The organism is Bacillus sp. sid0103, assembly GCF_019219025.1.
In genome coordinates this window covers 233,226-255,098 of the sequence record NZ_JAHUWN010000001.1, presented here as the reverse complement: position 1 = coordinate 255,098, position 21,873 = coordinate 233,226, and the positions used below count along the sequence as shown (strand labels likewise).

At 37.4% G+C, this 21,873-nt stretch carries 23 protein-coding genes; 16 read left to right on the top strand and 7 right to left on the bottom strand.

The annotated features are described in order from the left end of the window. Positions 1–191: 191 nt before the first annotated feature. Both KW850_RS01235 and KW850_RS01230 read left to right on the top strand, forming a co-directional pair. On the top strand, positions 192–1,151 hold the full coding sequence (locus tag KW850_RS01235; RefSeq protein WP_218345760.1) for an NAD(P)H-dependent flavin oxidoreductase: 960 nt from the start codon (positions 192–194) through the stop codon (positions 1,149–1,151). A gap of 42 nt (positions 1,152–1,193) precedes the next feature. Next, complete coding sequence (locus KW850_RS01230) at positions 1,194–1,466, top strand: UPF0223 family protein (protein WP_218345759.1); 273 nt, start codon at positions 1,194–1,196, stop codon at positions 1,464–1,466. A gap of 43 nt (positions 1,467–1,509) precedes the next feature. Here KW850_RS01230 and KW850_RS01225 read toward each other — a convergent pair whose 3' ends face one another. Then, positions 1,510–2,142 carry a YktB family protein gene (locus tag KW850_RS01225; protein ID WP_218345758.1) on the bottom strand — a complete coding sequence of 211 codons (633 nt, stop codon included), beginning with the start codon at positions 2,140–2,142 and terminating at the stop codon, positions 1,510–1,512. A gap of 178 nt (positions 2,143–2,320) precedes the next feature. On the opposite strand from KW850_RS01225, the gene KW850_RS01220 reads away from it, so the two are divergent. After that, positions 2,321–2,515, top strand: coding sequence for a hypothetical protein (locus tag KW850_RS01220; RefSeq protein ID WP_218345757.1), 195 nt, complete (start codon positions 2,321–2,323; stop codon positions 2,513–2,515). A gap of 257 nt (positions 2,516–2,772) precedes the next feature. Beyond that, on the top strand, positions 2,773–3,570 hold the full coding sequence (locus KW850_RS01215; RefSeq protein ID WP_218345756.1) for an inositol monophosphatase family protein: 798 nt from the start codon (positions 2,773–2,775) through the stop codon (positions 3,568–3,570). A gap of 57 nt (positions 3,571–3,627) precedes the next feature. Here the strand turns inward: KW850_RS01215 and KW850_RS01210 are convergent, their stop codons facing one another. Further along, positions 3,628–3,813 (bottom strand): YlaF family protein, encoded by a 186-nt coding sequence (locus KW850_RS01210; RefSeq protein WP_218345755.1) that lies wholly within the window; start codon positions 3,811–3,813, stop codon positions 3,628–3,630. 178 nt (positions 3,814–3,991) lie between these two features. Between KW850_RS01210 and typA the strand changes: the two genes are divergently transcribed. The 3 genes from typA to KW850_RS01195 are packed head-to-tail and all read left to right on the top strand — an operon-like array spanning position 3,992 to position 6,465. Next, positions 3,992–5,830 (top strand): translational GTPase TypA, encoded by a 1,839-nt coding sequence (typA, locus tag KW850_RS01205; protein WP_218345754.1) that lies wholly within the window; start codon positions 3,992–3,994, stop codon positions 5,828–5,830. Positions 5,831–5,849: 19 nt separating this feature from the next. Next, positions 5,850–6,155: a YlaH-like family protein gene (locus KW850_RS01200; protein ID WP_088086255.1), complete on the top strand. Its 306-nt coding sequence runs from the start codon at positions 5,850–5,852 to the stop codon at positions 6,153–6,155. Positions 6,156–6,171: 16 nt separating this feature from the next. Further along, positions 6,172–6,465, top strand: a complete 294-nt coding sequence (locus KW850_RS01195) for a hypothetical protein (RefSeq protein WP_218345753.1) — start codon at positions 6,172–6,174, stop codon at positions 6,463–6,465. Positions 6,466–6,548: 83 nt separating this feature from the next. Here KW850_RS01195 and KW850_RS01190 read toward each other — a convergent pair whose 3' ends face one another. Continuing rightward, entirely contained in the window at positions 6,549–6,749 is a 201-nt protein-coding gene (locus KW850_RS01190; protein WP_218345752.1) for a YlaI family protein, read from the bottom strand. 168 nt (positions 6,750–6,917) lie between these two features. On the opposite strand from KW850_RS01190, the gene KW850_RS01185 reads away from it, so the two are divergent. Further along, positions 6,918–7,373 carry a pyridoxamine 5'-phosphate oxidase family protein gene (locus KW850_RS01185; protein WP_218345751.1) on the top strand — a complete coding sequence of 152 codons (456 nt, stop codon included), beginning with the start codon at positions 6,918–6,920 and terminating at the stop codon, positions 7,371–7,373. Positions 7,374–7,392: 19 nt separating this feature from the next. On the opposite strand, the gene KW850_RS01180 is transcribed toward KW850_RS01185, so the two are convergent. After that, the gene (locus KW850_RS01180) at positions 7,393–7,545 is read right to left on the bottom strand and encodes a hypothetical protein (RefSeq protein WP_218345750.1); all 153 of its coding nucleotides are present in this window, start codon (positions 7,543–7,545) and stop codon (positions 7,393–7,395) included. A 28-nt stretch (positions 7,546–7,573) separates the two neighbouring features. Further along, the gene (locus KW850_RS01175) at positions 7,574–8,158 is read right to left on the bottom strand and encodes a YhcN/YlaJ family sporulation lipoprotein (RefSeq protein WP_218345749.1); all 585 of its coding nucleotides are present in this window, start codon (positions 8,156–8,158) and stop codon (positions 7,574–7,576) included. A 204-nt stretch (positions 8,159–8,362) separates the two neighbouring features. Here KW850_RS01175 and KW850_RS01170 point away from each other — a divergent pair, with 204 nt between their 5' ends. Then, a complete protein-coding gene (locus KW850_RS01170; RefSeq protein ID WP_218345748.1) occupies positions 8,363–9,691 on the top strand; it encodes a PhoH family protein in 1,329 nt (442 codons plus the stop codon). Between the two features lie 39 nt (positions 9,692–9,730). Here the strand turns inward: KW850_RS01170 and KW850_RS01165 are convergent, their stop codons facing one another. After that, positions 9,731–10,228 carry a peptidyl-prolyl cis-trans isomerase gene (locus KW850_RS01165; RefSeq protein WP_218345747.1) on the bottom strand — a complete coding sequence of 166 codons (498 nt, stop codon included), beginning with the start codon at positions 10,226–10,228 and terminating at the stop codon, positions 9,731–9,733. A 222-nt stretch (positions 10,229–10,450) separates the two neighbouring features. On the opposite strand from KW850_RS01165, the gene KW850_RS01160 reads away from it, so the two are divergent. The 3 genes from KW850_RS01160 (at position 10,451) to pyc (ending at position 15,629) form a co-directional block, all read left to right on the top strand. Further along, positions 10,451–10,732 (top strand): Fpa/YlaN family protein, encoded by a 282-nt coding sequence (locus KW850_RS01160; RefSeq protein ID WP_218345746.1) that lies wholly within the window; start codon positions 10,451–10,453, stop codon positions 10,730–10,732. A 181-nt stretch (positions 10,733–10,913) separates the two neighbouring features. Further along, positions 10,914–12,119, top strand: a complete 1,206-nt coding sequence (locus tag KW850_RS01155) for an FtsW/RodA/SpoVE family cell cycle protein (protein WP_218345745.1) — start codon at positions 10,914–10,916, stop codon at positions 12,117–12,119. A 66-nt stretch (positions 12,120–12,185) separates the two neighbouring features. Further along, on the top strand, positions 12,186–15,629 hold the full coding sequence (gene pyc, locus KW850_RS01150) for a pyruvate carboxylase (RefSeq protein ID WP_218345744.1): 3,444 nt from the start codon (positions 12,186–12,188) through the stop codon (positions 15,627–15,629). Between the two features lie 39 nt (positions 15,630–15,668). Here the strand turns inward: pyc and KW850_RS01145 are convergent, their stop codons facing one another. Then, entirely contained in the window at positions 15,669–16,577 is a 909-nt protein-coding gene (locus KW850_RS01145; RefSeq protein ID WP_218345743.1) for a COX15/CtaA family protein, read from the bottom strand. Positions 16,578–17,235: 658 nt separating this feature from the next. Here KW850_RS01145 and cyoE point away from each other — a divergent pair. The 4 genes from cyoE (at position 17,236) to KW850_RS01125 (ending at position 21,871) form a co-directional block, all read left to right on the top strand. Next, positions 17,236–18,171 (top strand): heme o synthase, encoded by a 936-nt coding sequence (cyoE, locus tag KW850_RS01140; RefSeq protein WP_218345742.1) that lies wholly within the window; start codon positions 17,236–17,238, stop codon positions 18,169–18,171. A 113-nt stretch (positions 18,172–18,284) separates the two neighbouring features. Continuing rightward, a complete protein-coding gene (gene coxB / locus KW850_RS01135) occupies positions 18,285–19,343 on the top strand; it encodes a cytochrome c oxidase subunit II (protein WP_218345741.1) in 1,059 nt (352 codons plus the stop codon). A gap of 30 nt (positions 19,344–19,373) precedes the next feature. Beyond that, entirely contained in the window at positions 19,374–21,245 is a 1,872-nt protein-coding gene (gene ctaD / locus KW850_RS01130) for a cytochrome c oxidase subunit I (protein WP_374226256.1), read from the top strand. Beyond that, entirely contained in the window at positions 21,245–21,871 is a 627-nt protein-coding gene (locus KW850_RS01125; protein ID WP_218345740.1) for a cytochrome (ubi)quinol oxidase subunit III, read from the top strand. Before ctaD ends, KW850_RS01125 begins: the two co-directional genes overlap by 1 nt. Positions 21,872–21,873: the final 2 nt, after the last annotated feature.

Here is a 21,873-nt window from a genome sequence, read left to right as displayed (position 1 = left end):
CTCTTTATAAAAAATACTCTAATTATGTCGAATTTTTTTTTTAATAAACAAAGGAATTATAGCACTATTCCCATTCATTGCAAAGAAATATATGTTATTCCTTACTAGGTTTACGATAGTTTCCCTTTTAGACAGGAAAATTACCCTAAAGTGACGAAATAACAAGAAGAAAGTTTATGGGAGGGTTTCAATTGGAATGGAAAACACGCGTTACAGAATTATTGAAGATACGATTTCCGATTATTCAAGGGGGTCTAGCCTATTTAGCCTATTCTGAGTTGGCAGCAGCTGTTTCAAATGCAGGCGGTCTTGGTCAAATCACTGCTATGTCATTAGCGGAACCAGAACAATTGCGTGCTGAGATACAAAAAGTAAAACAGTTAACGAATAATCCTTTTGGGGTTAATTTTGCGATTGGGCAGCATGGCAGACCGTTTTCAGATTTCCTTCAAGTAGCAATTGATGAAAAGGTGCCAGTTGTTTCAATGACAGGAGGAAATCCTGCCCCCATATTTGAACAATTAAAAGGCACAGAGATTAAAACACTTGTCCTTGTTGCGGCCAGAAGACAGGCTGTCAAAGCTGAGGAATTGGGTGCGGATGCGGTTATGGTTGTGGGGCAGGAAGGGGGCGGACACCTTGGACGTGATGATATTGGTACAATGGTGTTAGTTCCACAAGTTGTGGATGCTGTGTCAATACCTGTAATTGCTTCAGGAGGTATTGGTGATGGCCGAGGGCTTATGGCAGCTCTTAGTTTAGGTGCAGAGGGAATTGAAATGGGTACGCGATTCATTGCAACGAAAGAATGCGTCCATGCAAGCGAGTTATATAAAAAAAGCTTAGTGGAAGGAAATGAATCGGGAACTGTAGTCATAAAGAGATCTCTTGGAACTCCTGCCAGGGCACTTGCAAACAGCTGGACAGATAAAATTCTCGAGATTGAAAAGAACAATGGCGGATATGATCAGTTAAAAGATTTCATAAGCGGAATTGCTAATCAACGCTACATATATGATGGTGAACCTGAACAAGGATTTGCATGGGCAGGACAAGTGATGGGCTTAATCAAAGATGTCCCAGCCGTTCAAGACTTATTTGATCAATTGATTCATAATGCGGAACAAATACGTGCAAAGTGGGGAAAATAATTATATGATTCTTTTTAGTTGAATTAGTTAGAAGGTGAAATAATGGAATACCAATATCCGATTGATTATCATTGGAGTACAGAAGAAATTGTTGATGTCATTGCTTTTTTTGAAACGATTGAAAAGGCGTATGAACAGGGAATTGACCGTGATGTAGTCATGAAGGCATATCGCCGCTTTAAAGAAATCGTTCCTAGCAAGTCGGAGGAAAAGACGATTTGCGGTGAATTTGAAGAAATGAGCGGTTATTCGTCCTATCGAACCATAAAAAAAGCAAAAGATGCTTCAACTGGGGATAGAATTAAAATGCAATAAGAGGAAAAAGCTCCTGATCAGTAGGTTCAGGAGCTTTTTCTTCTTATTTTTTATTTTGTGAGAAGCGATATAGTGTGGCTGTTTTTTGGAAGACGTCCTCGATTTGTTGTATTAAGCTATCGGAACCTAATTGAATGACTTTTTCTCTGTCGATTGTAAAGCCACATAATAATTCTGCTTTTTTTACGTTTTGCAGTCGATCAAAGAGCGTTCGCAGGTCTTCCTTAGATAATTGATTGTGTTCAATTGTCTCTGGTTTTGTATGATCTACCGACCAAACATAATCCTTTGGTGTATCTTTATATATTTTTGTTATTTTTTTTGAAAATCTTGCAGCAATCGTATCTTTTTGGGGTGCTTCATATATCACGGCAAACCAAATAAATAAATGAGTGTTCCACATGCCTATTTGAAAGTGAGGAAGCATTTTATAACCTCGAGGATTATTTGAAAATGCTACCCATGTATCTTTTGGTGGATTAATGGTTCGTCTGGCATGTTTCGCAACATGAACAAACATTTCATCCTCTGTTAAGGAAGAAAGGTATGGCGCAAAATATCTTCCCAACTCCTCTAATTTCGGGCGGATTGTTTCCTTCAACGCTTCCATTCTAGCCTCTAAACCATCTATTAAGAACACATCAAAATCCTCATTTGTAAATCCTGTAAAACCCATACCCTTAAACCTCCAACTAACATTTGTCCTTAATTGTAGCATACCATTAATGAGACATGTAGTTAGATGCATTTCTAGGTTAAAGCACATATTTGTTGCAACATATCTCCCTGACTCATATTATACAGTAAAAAAATAATCTGAAAAATTAGTTAAATATTGAAAGGGGAGGAGAAACGTGAAACAATTGATGAATACCTCACTTAAAAAAGCAGGCGAAAAGGAAAGAACAGCAGTCTTAAGATTAGAGATGGATTATGAATTGGCAACATTATTTGAAGCGATTGAAGAAAAGAACGAGAAAAAAATGAAAGAATGCAAACAAAAATTAGAAAAAATCCGCCAAGAATTATTACGATTAAAAGCTCTTTGAGAAATAAGACGTTTTTTTATCCAGGGAGATATAAAGAAGCATGAAGCGAAATAGAATATATTCTGAACTTATCTAAAACGAACTCCAGCAAGATTGAGGGGGGTTCGTTTATTATTGTACATTTCCAAAAGGGAAGCATCCTAAAAGTTGCTGTGTTCCACCAATTTGATTAAGCTAAAGGTACATTATTTAATTTAACATGTTTCATACTACATACATTGAATCTTGACAGGCAATAAGCTATTTGGAGGCGGGTTATGAACTGGGAGCAAATTTATTCTGATGCAAAGGAATGGGTTAATGAGGCAGGAGCTAAGATTAAATTATCTTTTGATAAGACATTAAGTATTCAAACAAAGTCAAACGCTAATGACTTAGTAACGAATATGGATAAGGAAATTGAACAATTTTTTATTAGTAAAATAAGAGAAAGTTATTCCGATCATAAAATAATGGGCGAAGAAGGATTTGGAGATACACTAAGTAGTCTCGAAGGTATTGTATGGATGATTGACCCAATCGATGGGACGATGAATTTCATCCATCAACAAAGAAACTTTGCTATATCCCTTGGTGTTTATGAGAATGGCGTTGGTAAGATCGGTCTTATTTACGATGTGGTCCATGACGAATTGTATCATGCAGAGAGGGGAAATGGAGCGTATTTAAATGAAACTCCTCTTGTTCCGCTTAAGGAAACAACAGTAAAGGAATCCATCATCGCACTCAATGCTACATGGGTGATGGAAAATCGTCGTATTGACCATAATTTAATGATTCCACTGGTAAGAGACGCAAGGGGAACAAGATCATATGGTTCGGCGGCCCTCGAAATGGTGTTTGTTGCGACTGGAAGGGTTGATGCCTATCTATCTATGCGCTTATCACCGTGGGATGTGGCGGCAGGGGCTGTAATAATAGAAGAACTTGGCGGCATTGTAACAAATTTAAGGGGAGAGCACCTTAATTTCCTTACACAGGATTCATTATTTGCAGCAAAGCCAGGTTTACATCAATCAATCTTAAAGGATTACTTAAAAGAAGGAAAATGGTAAAAAAGAAGCCGTTGTTGGCTTCTTTTTTTGATTTTTTTGGCCATCAGAGAGATTCCATTATAATTCTCCATTTTCACGCATTTTTCTTTTTGTTTTAAAACCCATGCCCATTATAACGATAATGGCTAGTACACATCCTATTGCTCCGATTAAACTTTTTTCACTTATGGCTATCCCAATCCCCATAATGCCAGCTGCTGCAAGGATTGCATAAACGAGTAAAGGCCACTTTACGTTTTTCATGTTTATTACCCCTTTTTTCATTGAAAAATACAGTTTAAACGAACACTGCTTTTGTATATTTTTTATTCTACAATAAAATGGTTAGGGGTTTCCACTTTATTTGTGGTATAATGTTTTAGTTATAAATGAGAAACTATAAATAGTTTTATTTTTAAAATATAGGTAGGAGTGGAATTGTTTGAAATTAAGAGATGATATACGTAATATTGCAATTATTGCCCACGTTGACCACGGTAAAACAACATTGGTTGACCAATTGTTAAAACAATCAGGTACTTTTCGTACTAACGAGCATGTGGAAGAACGTGCAATGGATTCCAATGATTTAGAAAGAGAACGCGGAATTACCATTTTGGCGAAAAACACGGCTATTCAATACAAAGATAAAAGAATTAATATTTTGGATACACCAGGACACGCTGATTTTGGCGGAGAAGTTGAACGGATCATGAAAATGGTTGATGGGGTATTGCTTGTAGTTGATGCCTATGAAGGCTGTATGCCGCAAACTCGTTTTGTTCTTAAAAAGGCATTAGAGCAAAAGTTAACTCCAATTGTGGTTGTCAATAAAATTGACCGTGACTTTGCAAGACCTGCAGAGGTAATTGATGAAGTTATTGATTTGTTTATCGAACTTGAAGCAACTGAAGATCAGTTAGAATTCCCAGTTATTTATGCTTCAGCGATTAATGGTACAGCAAGTACTGATCCTGAAAAGCAAGATGAAAATATGCAATCCTTGTATGATGCGATTGTTGAATACATTCCTGCCCCTGTTGATAATCATGAGGATCCGTTACAATTCCAAGTGGCTCTTCTTGATTATAATGATTACGTTGGTAGGATCGGAATCGGCCGTGTTTTCCGCGGTACAATGAATGTGGGTCAACAAGTTGCACTAATGAAGTTAGACGGTTCCGTTAAGCAATTCCGTGTGACGAAAATTTTCGGTTTCTTTGGTTTAAAACGCCAAGAAATTCAAGAAGCAAAAGCGGGCGACTTAATTGCTGTTTCTGGAATGGAAGATATAAATGTTGGTGAAACAGTTTGTCCTGTTGAACATCAGGAAGCTCTCCCAATTTTAAGAATCGATGAGCCAACACTACAAATGACTTTCGTCGTTAACAACAGCCCATTTGCAGGTAGAGAAGGGAAGTATTTAACTTCAAGAAAGATTGAAGAAAGACTTCGTTCCCAATTGCAAACTGACGTAAGCTTACGTGTTGATAACACAGATTCACCGGATGCTTGGATTGTTTCTGGCCGTGGTGAACTTCATTTATCAATTCTTATTGAAAACATGCGTCGTGAAGGTTATGAACTTCAAGTTTCAAAACCTGAAGTTATCGTTAAAGAAGTTGATGGTGTTCGCTGTGAACCAGTTGAAAGAGTTCAAATTGATGTACCAGAAGAACATACTGGTTCAGTCATGGAATCAATTGGTGCCCGTAAAGGCGAAATGATAGATATGATTAACAATGGTTCAGGTCAAGTACGCTTAATCTTTAACGTACCAGCACGTGGATTAATTGGTTACACAACCGAGTTCCTAACAATGACTCGTGGGTATGGAATTATTAATCATACCTTTGATAGCTATCAGCCAATGTTACCTGGTCAAGTCGGCGGAAGACATCAAGGTGTACTTGTGTCAATGGAATCAGGAAAAGCATCGACATATGGTATCATGCAAGTAGAAGACCGTGGAACTATTTTCGTTGAGCCGGGAACGGAAATCTACGAAGGCATGATTGTAGGCGAAAACACTCGTGAAAATGACATCACTGTTAATATAACAAAAATGAAACAGGCGACAAATGTCCGTTCAGCGAACAAAGATCAAACTTCTGTTATTAAAAAACCGCGTATCATGACATTAGAAGAGTCATTAGAATATTTAAATGAAGATGAATATTGTGAGGTTACTCCAGAATCAATTCGTCTTCGTAAGAAAATTCTTGATAAAAATGAACGTGAAAGAGCTGCTAAAAAGAAAAAATATGCTGAACAGAGTTAAGTAAAAGGAGTGCAAGAAGATGGAAGGATTCTCTCCTAGTCTTAGATTTTTCATTGAACTAACCGATGTAAAAACCGCTGTGTGGTTACAGTATCTATATATTGTAATTTTAGCGGCCATTGTATATAAGTTAGGCTTTGCAAAAAAATTGCCTCTTTTGAAAAACATCGTGATTTATATTTGCTTATTAATTGGATGCTTTGTAATGTTGATTTTTTCTTATGCATTACCGATTGCAGAAGGACTCGCAGGTGCGGCGGTGTTATTGATCATCTATAAAATACGCTTACATCAAACGAAAAAACATCAGGCTGAAGCGAAATAACGGGGGTTTAGTTACAATGAAATCCGTACAGGATACACTATATAATTGGCTTACAATTAAGGTTGTATGCGACGCGCGGCCTGATGACACAGCAGCTCGAGATACATTAAACCTATTTGAAGAAATGTTAGCTGAACTGAACCTTTCAAGCATTGAGGTAACAACTGATGTTGTAATGTATTATGTTTCCTATCAACAGGGGGAAGAGACGAAAAAAACACGCTTTCCTCGAGAATTAATTGAAGTCATGTTGCAGCAAATCAATCAAGAACCTGAAAAGTATGAGAACTACCCATTTGAAGAAGAATAAAAAAACCATCATGCCATTCCACTTAGGAATGTGCATGATGGTTTTTTGTCCATTTCTAACGCGTAGGGCTAGAGCTTTTCGTTTTACCAATCATCCTCTTCTGATTTTGGCCGGAATAAACGGAAATTTCCTGTTTCATATCTTGCATTCGTTTTTTCCGTTATTCTTGTACTGCATTCTTTACACATATATGTATGGATAGGTCGGTTGCGTAAACGTTTGGCAACAAACGATTCATCTTCAATTGCTTCAATTTTATCGCAAATTACACATTTAACTCTCATTAATACACCTCTTCATCAAATTCTAATAACCGAATGATTTACTCTAGTATATCATGGCAGAAAGTTTGTCGGTAATCAATTGGATAAATTGATGAAAGCACGGGATAGTAGTAATATGAAAATATCTGTTTTTTATAATATCATGGAATAATGAAAGGGATGTAAAAAATGGCAAATCAAGTAGAACCAAAGCTAATTAAGCCTTTATATGATGAACTTCAAAAGGAACGGTTCGTGACATTGGCAACGGTTGATTACGAAACAGGCGGGCCTAATGTCAGCTCTATTTCTTGGGTGCTCGCAAAGGATGAAAGCACCATCTATTTTGCAGTAGATAATCGCTCCAGAATCCTAGAAAATATTAATGAAAACAATCAAGTGGTTATTAATTTAATTGCTAACGAATCTACATATGCCATTCATGGCGAAGCACATTTAAAAGAAGAAAGACTTCAGAATGTACCATTAAAGCTCGCACTAATCCAAGTAAAGATTACAGCGGTGAGAGATGTCATGTTTTATGGTTCTAAAATCGTCACTGAGGTACAATATGATAAAACATATGATAAAAATGCTGCCCAAAAATTAGATAATCAAGTGATGGAAGCAATGAGAAAAGCTTAGGAATCACCCTAAGCTTTTCTCATTTTTTATTTATAGGCTCGTTAAACTTGCCTGTTGATTTCCGCTCCAGGCGCTTCGCTTTCCGCGGGCGGTCCGGGGAGCCTCCTCGTCGCTGCGCTTCTGCGGGGTCTCCCCTGCCCCGTCCTCCCGCAGGAGTCTTCGCGTCTTCCACTCCAATCAACAATATGCTTTAACATAGGCTATTTATAATGATTAGATTGGTCTTCTTGTTCTTTTTCTAGCTTATTTTTATCGTTGGAATTTAGCTTCTTATCTGGTTTTTCTGGAGCATTCTTAGGGTTTGGAGTAATTATATCTCCAGGTATCTCAGGCATTAAGCGGCCAGCTACATCTGCGAGTTCCTCCATAATGCCTTGAATTGGTCTGCCCTTATTAATATCTGCTTGTATTTCCTTTAAGCGCTGTGTTGTATCAGCATCAGCAACCACTACCGCATTTGCACCGTACGGATCCTTCTTTAAACTTTCTGCTACAGAATATTTAATGGATCCTACTTGGGAACGGTCAATTTTTGAGTTGACATCAATACCTACAATTGCATATCTTCCTAATACGACAGCAGTGGCATCTTTAACATTTGGAATACTTGTTGCAAGTTTTACCAACCGTTTGGAGATTTCTTGACCAGATTTTCGGTCAACATTTTCAATGTAGCTGTTTTTTACGTTAACTAATGAATTGTTGTCATTGTTTGTCAGTTCTTTTTTTGTGGCGCATCCGGTAATGAACAGACATAACGCAGTTATCAGTAAGGTTTTCTTCATTTAAAATCCACCTCCGAAATGCTTTATAAATAATTTGAATTAAGCCCTCATCATTCACCTAAATTGAATCTCTCGTTAACATTTATTGTGCGGAACTCCTTCTATCTTTATTCCAATAAACATATATTTTACCAAAGTCCAATCTAGCGACAGGGTTGTTTGCAATATGCAATCCTAACAACAAGTTAAGCAGGAGGCGTTGCTTTGAGTAAGATATACGTGTTAGATACAAATGTCTTGTTACAAGACCCGTATTCCCTCTTCTCCTTTGAAGATAATGAAGTTGTTATTCCTGCAGTAGTTCTTGAAGAAGTGGACTCAAAGAAAAGGTACATGGATGAGGTCGGAAGAAATGCAAGACATGTATCAAGATTAATTGATGGTCTAAGGGCTTCAGGAAAACTCCATGAAAAAATTCCTCTTGAAAACGGAGGAACCATCAGAATTGAATTGAATCATCGTACCTTCCATGAGCTTCAGGATATATTTATTGAAAAAACAAATGATAATCGAATTCTCGCTGTGGCCAAAAATTTATTCTTAGAAGAACAAACAAAAGAAAATGGCAAGCCCGTTATTTTAGTTAGTAAAGATGCTCTTGTCAGAGTAAAAGCAGATGCAATTGGATTAGATGCTGAAGATTTTTTGAATGATCGTGTTGTGGAAATCGATCATATTTACACAGGTTTTTTTGAAGTATTTCTTCCAATCGAACTTTTAGGTCGTTTTTATGAGAAGGGAGAACTCAATCTTTCGGAGATAGCAAATCACCCATTTTATCCGAATCAATTTTTAGTAATGAAAGACGCACTGGGCAGTTCTGCGTCAGCAATCGGAATGGTTGATAAAACGAGTAAAAAGGTAAAAAAATTAGTATTAAACCAAGAACATGTATGGGGCATCCATTCAAGGAATGTTCAGCAGACGATGGCAATTGAATTGTTATTACGGAAAGATATTCATTTAGTAACCTTAACGGGGAAAGCAGGTACAGGGAAAACACTGTTAGCACTAGCATCAGGACTAATGCAAACAGAAGATTTCAGGGAATACAAAAAACTATTAGTGGCAAGGCCGATTGTGCCGGTGGGGAAAGATTTAGGGTTTTTACCAGGAGAAAAACAAGAGAAACTTAGGCCGTGGATGCAGCCTATCTTTGATAATCTTGAATTTCTTTTCAATACGAAAAAACCAGGTGAACTAGATGCCATCTTAGCAGGTATGGGATCTATTGAGGTAGAGGCATTGACGTATATTCGTGGCAGAAGTTTACCGAAGCAGTTTATCATCATCGATGAAGCGCAAAATTTAACGAAGCATGAAGTGAAAACCATCCTGACACGTGTTGGAGAGGGAAGTAAAATTGTTTTAATGGGAGACCCAGAACAGATTGATCATCCTTATCTTGATGCCTATAACAACGGATTAACGTATGTGGTGGAAAAATTTAAGGATCAGGCTATTTCAGGACATGTTAAATTAATGAAAGGGGAAAGGTCGGGATTAGCACTTTTGGCAGCAGATTTACTTTAAATACTTCTAAAAGTAAAACGGGCGCCAAAGGCACCCGTCTTATTTTATGGAAAAACCTGTTACATTTTTAATCGGACTGTGTTGATTTGAACCATCGCCTAAATAGACATGAATAGGCCCATCTACATTTAGTGGCTTGCCTTTATTGGAAAATCCCAAGAGTAAATCATAGGCGGTTTCAAGTGGGTATTTATGTTCACCATCTTTACAATGAATAACAAAAGTTTGTGCATCACTAGCAGGTTCTGAATTTGTTAAGAATGGTTTTAAAGGAATACCAAAGGTCCCTGTCAATACCTTTTCCTTTTCGAATTTCTTTTCTGATTTCAATGTAGGCGGGTAAATGGCACCTTCCATAATTTCACGGTCCCAATGCTTGGATACATCCTTCGTGTACTCTTCTAATGAATTAGCATTCTCTCGTTTTGTTGAAAAATAGGTAGTTAAATCAACTCGTCGATCATCAAAAATCCACACACCTGGATCAAGTGTGATGGTATACTTTACGTTTCCTGAAATGATAATGATATTTTCCATATATAATTCCCCCTAAACCTTTGCTTAATTAGTATAACTTTTTTTGGGCAAAATGTCATAATAGTAAAATTAGGTTCATGAGAAGATTAATCATGGTCAATCAACTTCTGTCGCAGCTGGCTGTTCATATCTAATCTACTTCATTGTTCTTGCAATTTTCCTGTGTTAACGGTAAAATTTATAGATAAGTTGTATTATCGCTCTGAAATGGGGGGATTAATGTTGGCGTCTGAAATGATCGTGAATCACCAGGAAAAAGCATATGCCTTATTACAGGCTGACGCTGAAAAAATATTAAGGCTAATCAAAGTGCAAATGGACAATCTCACGATGCCTCAATGCCCTCTTTATGAAGAGGTATTGGATACGCAAATGTTTGGCTTATCAAGGGAAATAGATTTTGCTGTTCGATTAGGTTTAATAGATAGTAAAGATGGAAAAGCAATCCTCGATACATTAGAAAAAGAATTATCAGCGCTTCATGATTCTTCTTTAAGGAAATAGTATCATAAGAACTCAAACAATCACCGAAAATTGTTTGGGTTTTTTTGTTATATATAATCAAGTGATCTCATGTCTTTTAATATTAATTTGTTGTAACAAATTAACTTTTCCTCAAGAAATAATGTGTATTTTCTATTATAATAGAGTGATATAAATCATTATTGAAAATGAGGACCAATTAATGCTAAAAAAAATATTGAAATCATATGATTATACCTTAATTATCGCTACCATCCTTTTGTGTACTTTTGGACTTGTTATGATTTACAGTGCAAGCATGGCTTCTGCCGTTCAAAGGTATGGTTATCGCCCTGATTATTTTTATCAAAAACAAAAAGTATGGCTGATGATTTTTACTGTAATCTTCCTTTTCGCAGCATTTATTCCATATAAGATCATGATGTTCAAAAAAGTTCTGGTAATGATTGTGCTAGCTTCTCTTTTATCTCTGTTAGGATTATTTGTATTTGGGGTTGAAAAAAATAATGCGCAAAGCTGGTACCCAATTGGCACTTTCTTATTTCAACCATCGGAGTTTGTCAAGCTTGCAGCTATCATTTATTTGGCAGCCGTCTATGCGAAAAAGCAAGCCTATATCAATCAATTTAACAAAGGTGTTCTCCCGCCATTAGTATATCTTTTTATTGTATGTGCACTTATCATTTTTCAACCTGACTTCGGTACTGCAGCGATTATTATAGCCATTGCAAGTACGATGATTTTTTGCTCAGGGATGAGTTTTAAAAGTATCGGCAAATTACTTATTTTAGTGCTTATAGTTCTTCTGCCGCTTGTTTTGGTCTCCTGGGGGAAGTTTTTTTCTGATGAACAACAAAGTCGTTTTGCTGTATTAGATAATCCATTTAATGATAAGTACGTAAATAATGAAGGTTTTCACCTAGCTAATTCCTATATCGCAATTGGTTCAGGTGGTGTCAATGGATTAGGCCTAGGGAAAAGTATTCAAAAACTTGGCTATCTTCCAGAATCCCATACAGACTTTATTATGGCGGTAATTGCCGAGGAATTAGGAATTTGGGGTGTTGGTTTCGTTATCATTCTCCTCTTTTATATTGTGTTAAGGGGGATATATGTCGGATTACAATGTAAAGACCCTTTTGGAAGTCTCCTTGCTTTTGGTATTTCAAGCATGATTGGGATCCAGACGTTTATCAATCTAGCAGGCATATCTGGGCTGATTCCTCTAACTGGTGTGCCCCTGCCATTTATAAGTTATGGAGGATCCTCGCTTTTAATGTTAGCAGGAGCAACAGGGATACTTGTAAATGTTTCCATGTTCAATAAATATGAAAAGAAATATAAAAATAACCAGGAACAATTGGATAAACAGGTTAAACAAAAGGATGGTAAGGTTTTTTATATTTAAGCAAAACGCGAAGGACATTTATGCTCTTCGCGTTTTTAAAAATACATAGAATACGAGGTGCTTTTCGTGACTAGACAAATTAATAAAGTGTTGGTAGCCAACAGGGGAGAAATTGCCATAAGGGTTTTTCGTGCTTGTACAGAACTGAATATTCGAACAGTTGCGATTTATTCGAAAGAGGATTCAGGAGCCTATCATCGTTACAAAGCCGATGAAGCTTATTTAGTAGGGGAAGGAAAAAAACCAATCGATGCCTATTTAGACATTGATGGTATCATTGCTATTGCCAAAAAAAGTGGTGTTAATGCCATTCATCCAGGGTATGGGTTTTTGTCAGAAAATATTCATTTTGCCAAGCGCTGTGAAGAAGAAGGAATTATCTTTATTGGACCTCAAACTACACACCTTGATATGTTCGGGGATAAGGTCAAAGCGAGACATCAGGCAGAACTTGCTGGGATACCTGTCATTCCAGGAAGCCCAGGGCCGGTAAATAAGGTAAATGAAGTTGAGGACTTTGTTGAAGAACACAAGTTGCCAATTATCATAAAGGCTTCACTTGGCGGTGGCGGCCGCGGGATGAGAATAGTAAAAAGCTTAGATGAAATCCGTGAGTCATTTGAACGGGCAAAGTCAGAAGCAAAAGCGGCTTTTGGGAATGACGAAGTTTATCTTGAAAAATTAATCGAAAATCCAAAGCATATTGAAGTTCAAATTATTGGCGATAATAAGGGGAACATTATTCACCTTTTTGACCGCGATTGTTCTGTCCAAAGGCGACATCAAAAGGTTGTAGAGGTTGCTCCAAGTGTATCCATATCTGAAGAATTACGAAAAAGGATATGTGATGCCGCTGTAAAATTGATGAAGAATATAAATTACTTGAACGCAGGAACCGTCGAATTTCTTGTTTCTGGAAATGACTTTTATTTTATTGAGGTAAATCCACGGGTTCAAGTGGAACACACTGTGACTGAGATGGTAACGGGCGTCGATATCGTCCAAACGCAAATATTGATAGCTGAAGGTCATGAATTACATGGTCCGATCATCGGTATCCCAACACAAGAAAAAATCCAAATCAATGGATTTGCGATCCAGTCAAGGGTGACAACTGAAGATCCGCTAAATAACTTTATGCCTGATACAGGGAAAATTATGGCCTATCGCTCAGGCGGTGGTTTTGGGGTACGCCTGGATGCTGGAAATGGCTTTCAAGGTGCTATCATTACACCATATTATGACTCTTTATTAGTAAAGCTTTCAACTTGGGCGTTGACCTTTGAACAAGCTGCCTCAAAAATGGTTCGCAATTTGCAGGAGTTCAGGATAAGAGGGATAAAAACAAATATTCCGTTCTTAGAAAATGTCGTAAAGCATGAAAAGTTTAGGAATGGTGAATATGATACTTCATTTATTGATACTACTCCTGAATTGTTTATTTTCCCGTTTCGTAAAGACCGTGGGACAAAGATGTTGTCATACATTGGCACAGTAACAGTAAATGGGTTCCCGGGAATTGAGAAGAAGAAAAGACCAGTATTTTCGAAGCCTAGAATTCCTCATTTACCTTATGATTTACCTTTCCAAGAGGGAACTAAGCAAATCCTCGACAAGTTCGGTGCGGACGGCCTTGTCGAGTGGGTAAAGAATCAAAAGCAAGTCTTATTAACGGATACGACCTTTCGAGATGCACATCAGTCACTTTTAGCTACCCGTATGCGGACGACCGATATTCTCCATATCGCTGAGCCGTCCGCAAAACTTTTGCCTGATTTATTTTCATATGAAATGTGGGGCGGAGCAACTTTTGATGTTGCATATCGTTTCTTAAAAGAAGATCCATGGGACCGTTTAGTGACACTCCGAAAGAAAATTCCAAATGTATTATTCCAAATGTTGATACGCGGAGCTAATGCGGTGGGATATAAAAATTATCCTGATAACGTGATTCGTGATTTTGTTAAAAAATCTGCTCTAGCTGGGATTGATGTTTTTCGAATTTTCGATAGTTTAAACTGGGTCAAGGGTATGGAAGTCGCAATTGATGCGGTACGCCAGACTGGTAAAATTGCCGAAGCATCGATTTGTTATACTGGTGACATTTTAGACCAGACTAGGATGAAATACAATCTTCAGTATTATAAACAATTAGCAAAAGAATTGGAAAATCAGGGTGCTCATATACTTGGTATTAAGGACATGGCTGGATTACTAAAGCCTGAAGCAGCGTATAGACTTGTTTCTGAGTTAAAAGAAACAGTCGATATTCCAATTCACCTTCATACCCATGATACAAGTGGGAATGGTATTTATACGTATGCACGGGCAATAGATGGAGGAGTGGACATTGTTGACACTGCTTTAGGAACAATGGCAGGCTTAACATCACAGCCTAGTGCTAATTCGTTATTTTATGCACTTGAGGGAAATCCGCGCAAGCCTCAAGTAAACATTAATGCTCTGGAAAAATTGTCTTATTATTGGGAGGATGTCCGAAAGTATTATCAAGATTTTGAAAGTGGTATGATTTCCCCGCATACAGAAATTTATCAACATGAGATGCCGGGAGGTCAATATAGCAACCTCCAACAGCAAGCAAGAGCGGTTGGACTTGGTGACCGTTGGGATGAAGTGAAAGAAATGTATTCACGCGTAAATATTATGTTCGGTGATATCGTGAAAGTTACACCTTCATCAAAGGTCGTTGGCGATATGGCATTATTTATGGTTCAAAATGATTTAAATGAGAAAGACGTGCTTTTAAAGGGGGATTCATTAGATTTCCCTGATTCAGTTGTTGAATTATTTGAAGGTTCGCTTGGTATGCCATATGGTGGTTTTCCTGAGGAACTGCAAAAAGTAATCTTAAAAGGGAAAAAACCATTAGAAGTTCGTCCAGGTGAATTGCTTGATTCGGTGGATTTTGAACAGCTAAAGGAAAAATTGTATAAAGAGCTCGGCAGACAGGTTACGGACTTTGAAATTATTTCTTATGCCTTATATCCTAAGGTATTTATGGAATACATTAAAACGGATGAACAATATGGAAATATCTCAGTACTTGATACACCAACATTCTTATATGGAATGCGATTAGGTGAAGAAATTGAGGTAGAAATTGAAACTGGGAAAACACTAATTGTTAAGCTAGTTTCAATCGGTCATCCTCAAGCGGATGGAACGAGAGTTGTCTATTTTGAGTTAAATGGGCAGCCGCGAGAGGTGTTCATAAAGGATGAAAGTATTAAATCTACCGTTATTTCTAGGTTAAAGGCCGATCCGAAAAATGAGCATCAGCTTGGTGCGTCGATGCCTGGAACAGTGGTTAAAGTTGTCGTGGAAAAAGGCGAAAAAGTGGAGAAGGGTGATCATTTAATGATCACCGAGGCGATGAAAATGGAAACAACAGTTCAAGCGCCGTTTTCAGGGGTTGTGAAAGATATTTATGTTGCGAGCGGCGATGCAATATTAACCGGTGACCTTTTACTAGAATTAACGAAAGCATAAAAAAGTTGCTAGGGATTTTAAATTCCCTAGCAACTTTTTTTACTGGTTATTTCTTATCGATCTAGAATATAACAAAAGGAAATAACTTAAAACCCCAAACAAGCAAGTAATAAAGAACGCGTGTAAGAGGGCAATATACAGATTTAAACTGGTGAAAATAATCAGTGCGCCAGCAATCACTTGTAAAGTAACTAGGATGAAGGAAATAATCCAACCCCAGTAAAGCACTTTTTGCTCTTTATAATGACGGACTGTCAAAATTAGGATATACGTAATCCAAATAAAGATCAGGCCAGCAGCAGCACGGTGCCCCATTTGCACCCATTCATACAAGTTAGATGGCAGGGCTGGAACGTCATTTAAACATAATGGCCAATCTCGACAAACAAGACTAGACTTAGTATGGCGCACAAGTGCCCCAGTATAGATAACAAGATAACTATAAATTGAGACACCGATAATATGAAATCCCATTCGTTTATCGATATAAAGCTTTTCTGCATTGAATTTCTTATCAATTTCAAAAATTAATAGTGTTAATAACAAAACAGCTGCAAAGGAGATAAGTGAAATACCGAAATGTAAGGCTAGTACAAAGCTTGACTGTCCCCATTTTACTGCAGCTGCCCCGATTAATGCTTGTAACAGTAAAAAGAAAAAGGAGAGGAACGAAAGAAATTTGGTTTCCCTAATGTGTCCAATAGCCTTCCAAGACCAAATAGACAAAACGAGAACCATAATTCCACCTACTCCGGAAACAAGCCTGTGGGCAAGTTCTATAGCTAATTCTGGTGTTATAGCTAATGGAAGAAATTTACCGTTACAAAGCGGCCAAGATCTTCCGCAGCCCATTCCAGAACCGGTCTTTGTCACTAAAGCACCACCTATTAGGATAAATATCATTCCGATGGTAGTGGCAACCGCTAACCACTTTAAAGATCGTCGCAAAAAATTCACCTCTTAAAAAGTTCAATAATTTGTCATTGGATAAACCTGACAGTATAATAAATGGAAAAGTAACAAGACGATTAAATTCCCTATTAATAATACCGAATAAAGTCGAAAAAGAACAGAAAATAAATATAGAATATAGGATAACTTTTATAAATAAAAAGGTCATGAATAATAAACAGTTTCCACTATTATTATAGTGGAAACTGTTGAATCTTTGCTTTTAGTCTGTTAGAAATATATATGGGAAGATTATTGAGTATCATCCCTTTATAAAAGGTGGAAGACTTCCACTTAATCACATACAGCAGATACAGGAGATATATTACATATAGGTGATTCATCTTTGAGTAGAATGAACAATTGTGACAAAATCTGAATCTCATTCATGATTAAATGAATCCTGTCACAATTTTGTATAAAATTATTCAAAAAAAGTTCACAAAAATACTGGAAAGTGTGATTTAATATACAGAGAAAGTGTTTCTAAAATCACTACTCTTATTTAATGATTCATATTCACGTCGAAAAATATTACTTGAATTTTTTTCTTAAGCATTCCTTTTTATTACAAATGAGGGCATAAATAATTAAGAATCAATATCACGGCTTAAATGATGAACGTTTTGTTATTTAGGTTTAGGAGGAGAAACAAATGTCTAACTCTAAGGCTTACGGAGATGCTGCCATTGAAAATGGCACTGCGAGCCTGCAAACCGATATAAAGACCTCAGCTTGGAAAGACCTTATGGCCCTTATTAAAATAGGGATTGTTAATTCCAACCTAATTACTACATTTACAGGGTTATGGTTAGCGTTACATTTTTCAGGACAAAGCTTTCTAGATAATTTAGATATAGTCTTTTTTACTGTAATTGGTTCTTCACTAATCATTGCTGGGTCATGTGCAATTAATAATTATGTAGATCGTGACATTGACCATTTAATGGAAAGAACGAAGGCACGACCAACCGTTACTGGGAAAGTAATGCCAGTAAAAGTTCTTACATTAGGTATTTTACTCATAGGACTGGGAACACTGTCTTTATTCTTTACTACAATGACTGCAACAGTTATAGGACTGCTTGGAGTTTTTAGCTATGTTTTCCTATATACCCTATGGTCAAAGCGGCAATTGGTTTCCAATACTATTATCGGAAGCATTTCTGGCGCCATGCCGCCGCTTATTGGATGGGCAGCAGTTGATGCAAATCTAGATATCATGGCGTGGTCATTGTTTGTATTAATGTTTGTTTGGCAGCCACCGCATTTTTATGCTCTAGCGATGAGAAGAGTGAAAGAATATAAAGCAGCGGGAATCCCAATGTTGCCTGTTGTGAAGGGGTTTAAAACTACAAAGATTCACATCATTCTCTGGGTTGCTGCACTTCAACCTATCCCATTTTTTCTTACCAAGTTAGGAATCCCATTTCTAGTTCTTGCTATCCTATTAAATATCGGGTGGCTGGCATTAGGGATTTATGGATATAAAATCAAAGATGACATAAAGTGGGCAAAACTAATGTTTGTTTACTCTTTGCAATATTTAACTATTATTTTTGTGGCAATGGTTATCGTTACATTAATTTAGTTTTGCAAATGATTGTTTCTGGATGGAATTACAGGAACAGTCATCCTACATACTTCTTTGATCCACCAAAAGTTTTTAAGAATTTATTAGTGAAAGAGGGGTTTGATTAAGCTATGAAAAGGCTTGCAAAATGGCGTTTATTTTCGTTATTTTCGATTTTAGCGCTTGTACTCTCCGGATGTGGCGAACCGTTCCTTTCCACGTTAAAGCCTGCCGGTGAAGTTGCGAAAACGCAATATGATTTAATGAAGTTAAGTACTTTAATCATGGTTGGGGTTATTATTATTGTCGCGATCATTTTCGTTCTGATCTTGGTTCGTTTTAAAAGAAAGGATGACAGAATCCCAAAACAAGTAGAAGGAAGTCACAAATTAGAAATTATTTGGACTGTTGTGCCGATACTTTTACTATTAATTCTTGCCGTTCCGACTGTAGCTGCAACCTTTAAACTTGCAGATGTATCACCAATGGATAAGAAAAATACAAAGGCGCTTGTTATTAACGTCCGCTCTCATTTATACTGGTGGGATTTCGAATATCCAGGACAGAAGATTGTGACAAGTCAGGACTTAGTTGTCCCAACGAATGAAAAAGTATATTTCAATTTAAAGTCTACCGATGTTAAACATTCATTCTGGATTCCAGCTGTTGGTGGAAAGCTTGATACCAATACTGAAAATATCAACAAATTTTGGTTAGAGTTTGATGATAAACGTGCAAACGAAGCCGGAAATCTTTTTTATGGTAAATGTGCAGAACTTTGTGGACCATCGCATGCTTTGATGGACTTTAAAGTAAAAGCAATCAGCAGGGACAAATTTGATGCTTGGGTTACTTCCATGCAAAATGTTAAAGAACCACAAAAAGCTCAAGGTGCTGTTGCTGCAGAAGGACAAGAACTTTTTAATAAAAGCTGTATTGGCTGTCATGCTGTAACACCATCAAACAAAATGCCTGATACTGCACGTCTGGCACCAAATTTATCGAACTTTGGTGAGCGTTCTCGTGTAGCTGGTGTTTTGGATCATAATAAAAAAGAATTGAAAAATTGGATCCGTAACCCGGAAACATATAAGCCTGGTAACATGATGACAGGAAAATACCCTGAAATGTCTGAAGACCAGCTTGATGCGTTAGCAGAGTATTTAATGGGCTTAAAGGTTCAGGAATAAAGGGGAATCGGTTGAAAGGGAGGTAAAATTGTGAGTACCTATGCTCAAAAAAAGGGATTTGGGGCAACTTTATGGGACTTTTTAACAACTGTTGACCATAAAAAAATCGCCATCCTATATCTCATTGCAGGTGGATTTTTCTTCTTAGTGGGCGGATTAGAGGCAATATTTATCCGCATCCAGCTTGCAGTGCCGAATAATGATTTTGTGAGTGCCGGATTATTTAATGAAATTATAACAATGCACGGAACCACTATGATATTCCTTGCTGCAATGCCACTTGTATTTGCATTTATGAATGCGGTAATGCCATTACAAATTGGAGCACGCGACGTTGCGTTTCCATTTGTAAATGCACTTGGATTTTGGTTATTCTTCTTCGGAGGAATCTTCCTAAACCTATCATGGTTCTTAGGTGGGGCTCCTGATGCAGGGTGGACATCCTACGCGTCACTAGCACTTCATTCAAAAGGACATGGTGTAGACTTTTATATCTTAGGTTTACAGATATCTGGTATTGGAACCTTGATTGGTGGTATTAACTTCCTAGTCACTATCATTAACATGCGTGCACCAGGTATGACCTATATGAGAATGCCGTTGTTTACTTGGACAACTTTTGTCACTTCAGCACTTATTTTGTTTGCATTTCCTCCATTAACAGTTGGTTTAGTTTTAATGATGTTTGACCGTTTGTTTGGAGCGAATTTCTTTGATCCTACTCTGGGTGGAAATACAGTTATTTGGGAACATCTTTTCTGGATATTCGGTCACCCAGAAGTATATATTTTAATACTTCCAGCTTTCGGGATTTTCTCGGAGATTTTCCCGATTTTCTCAAGAAAGCGTTTATTTGGATACTCTTCCATGGTATTTGCAACTGTATTAATCGGTTTCTTAGGCTTCATGGTATGGGCTCACCATATGTTTACAACAGGTTTAGGTCCTGTTGCAAATGCCATTTTCGCAGTTGCTACAATGGCGATTGGTGTTCCGACCGGAATTAAAATATTTAACTGGCTTTTAACAATGTGGGGAGGAAGTGTAAAATTCACCACTCCTATGCATTGGGCAATGGCGTTTATTCCATCATTCCTTGCTGGTGGGGTAACAGGGGTAATGCTAGCCTCTGCAGCAGCTGACTATCAATATCATGATACTTATTTCGTTGTTGCTCACTTCCATTACGTTATTGTGGGTGGTGTGGTATTTGCAGTCTTTGCAGGTACACATCTCTATTGGCCAAAAATGTTTGGAACAATGTTGAATGAAGTTTTAGGTAAAATTACTTTCTGGTTGTTCTTTATTGGGTTCCATTTAACATTCTTTATCCAACATTTCTTAGGTTTATGGGGAATGCCGCGACGCGTTTTCACCTACCTGCCTGGTCAAGGATTTGACACAGCTAACATGGTTAGCTCTATAGGTGCTGCGTTTATGGGAGTAGCTGTTATTGTAATGTTACTTAACATCATTATAACTTCTGTGAAAAATGTTAAAGTTGGAAATGATCCATGGGGCGATGGAAGAACATTAGAATGGGCCATTCCTTCACCACCACCGTTTTATAACTTTAAGCAGCTTCCACTTGTTCGTGGGTTAGATGCGTATTGGTTAGAAAAAATGGATGGTAAAAAAGGAATGACACCAGCAGAGCCGCTTGGTGATATCCATATGCCAAATTCATCATTCTTACCGTTTATGATGGCCCTAGGTTTATTCATAGCAGCCTTTGGTGCAATGTATCATATTAATGATAAGGCTTGGGCTTTACCAGTAATGATCATCGGATTATTAGTAACTTTTGGTTCTATGTTCTTACGTTCAGTTAAAGACGATCATGGCTTCCATATACACAAAGAAGAATTAATGGATGATGATGATAAGGGGGTTAAGGCATAATGCACGCTGATGAAAAATTTACGTATGAAACATGGCCTGCTGCGCCGGAAAAATCAACCCTTGAATCCAAAAATAAATTCTTAGGTTTTTGGTTTTTCCTAGGGGGAGAGACAGTTCTGTTTGCCTCCCTCTTTGCCACATATCTTGCTTTAAAGGATAAAGTTCCAAGTTCAAGTCATCCTTTAGCAAAGGATTTATTTGAATTACCGTTAACTTTTGTCGCTACGATGCTTCTCTTAACTAGCTCGTTAACAAGTGTTTATGCAATGTATCATATGAAAAACTTTGCTTTCAAAAAAATGATGGTTTGGCTTGGTCTAACAGCCCTTTTAGGTGCAGGGTTCTTAGGGCTTGAGGTTTATGAGTTCACCCATTATGTCCATGAAGGACATACATTTACAAGCAGTGCTTTCGGTTCTGCATTCTATACCCTAGTAGGTTTCCACGGGGGGCACGTTGCGTTTGGTTTACTATGGTGTTTAACATTAATGATTCGAAACGCAAATCGTGGCTTGGACCTATACAATGCGCCAAAATTCTATGTGTTTAGTTTATACTGGCATTTTATTGACGTTGTTTGGGTATTTATCTTTACAGTAGTATATTTAATGGGAATGGTGGGATAAAC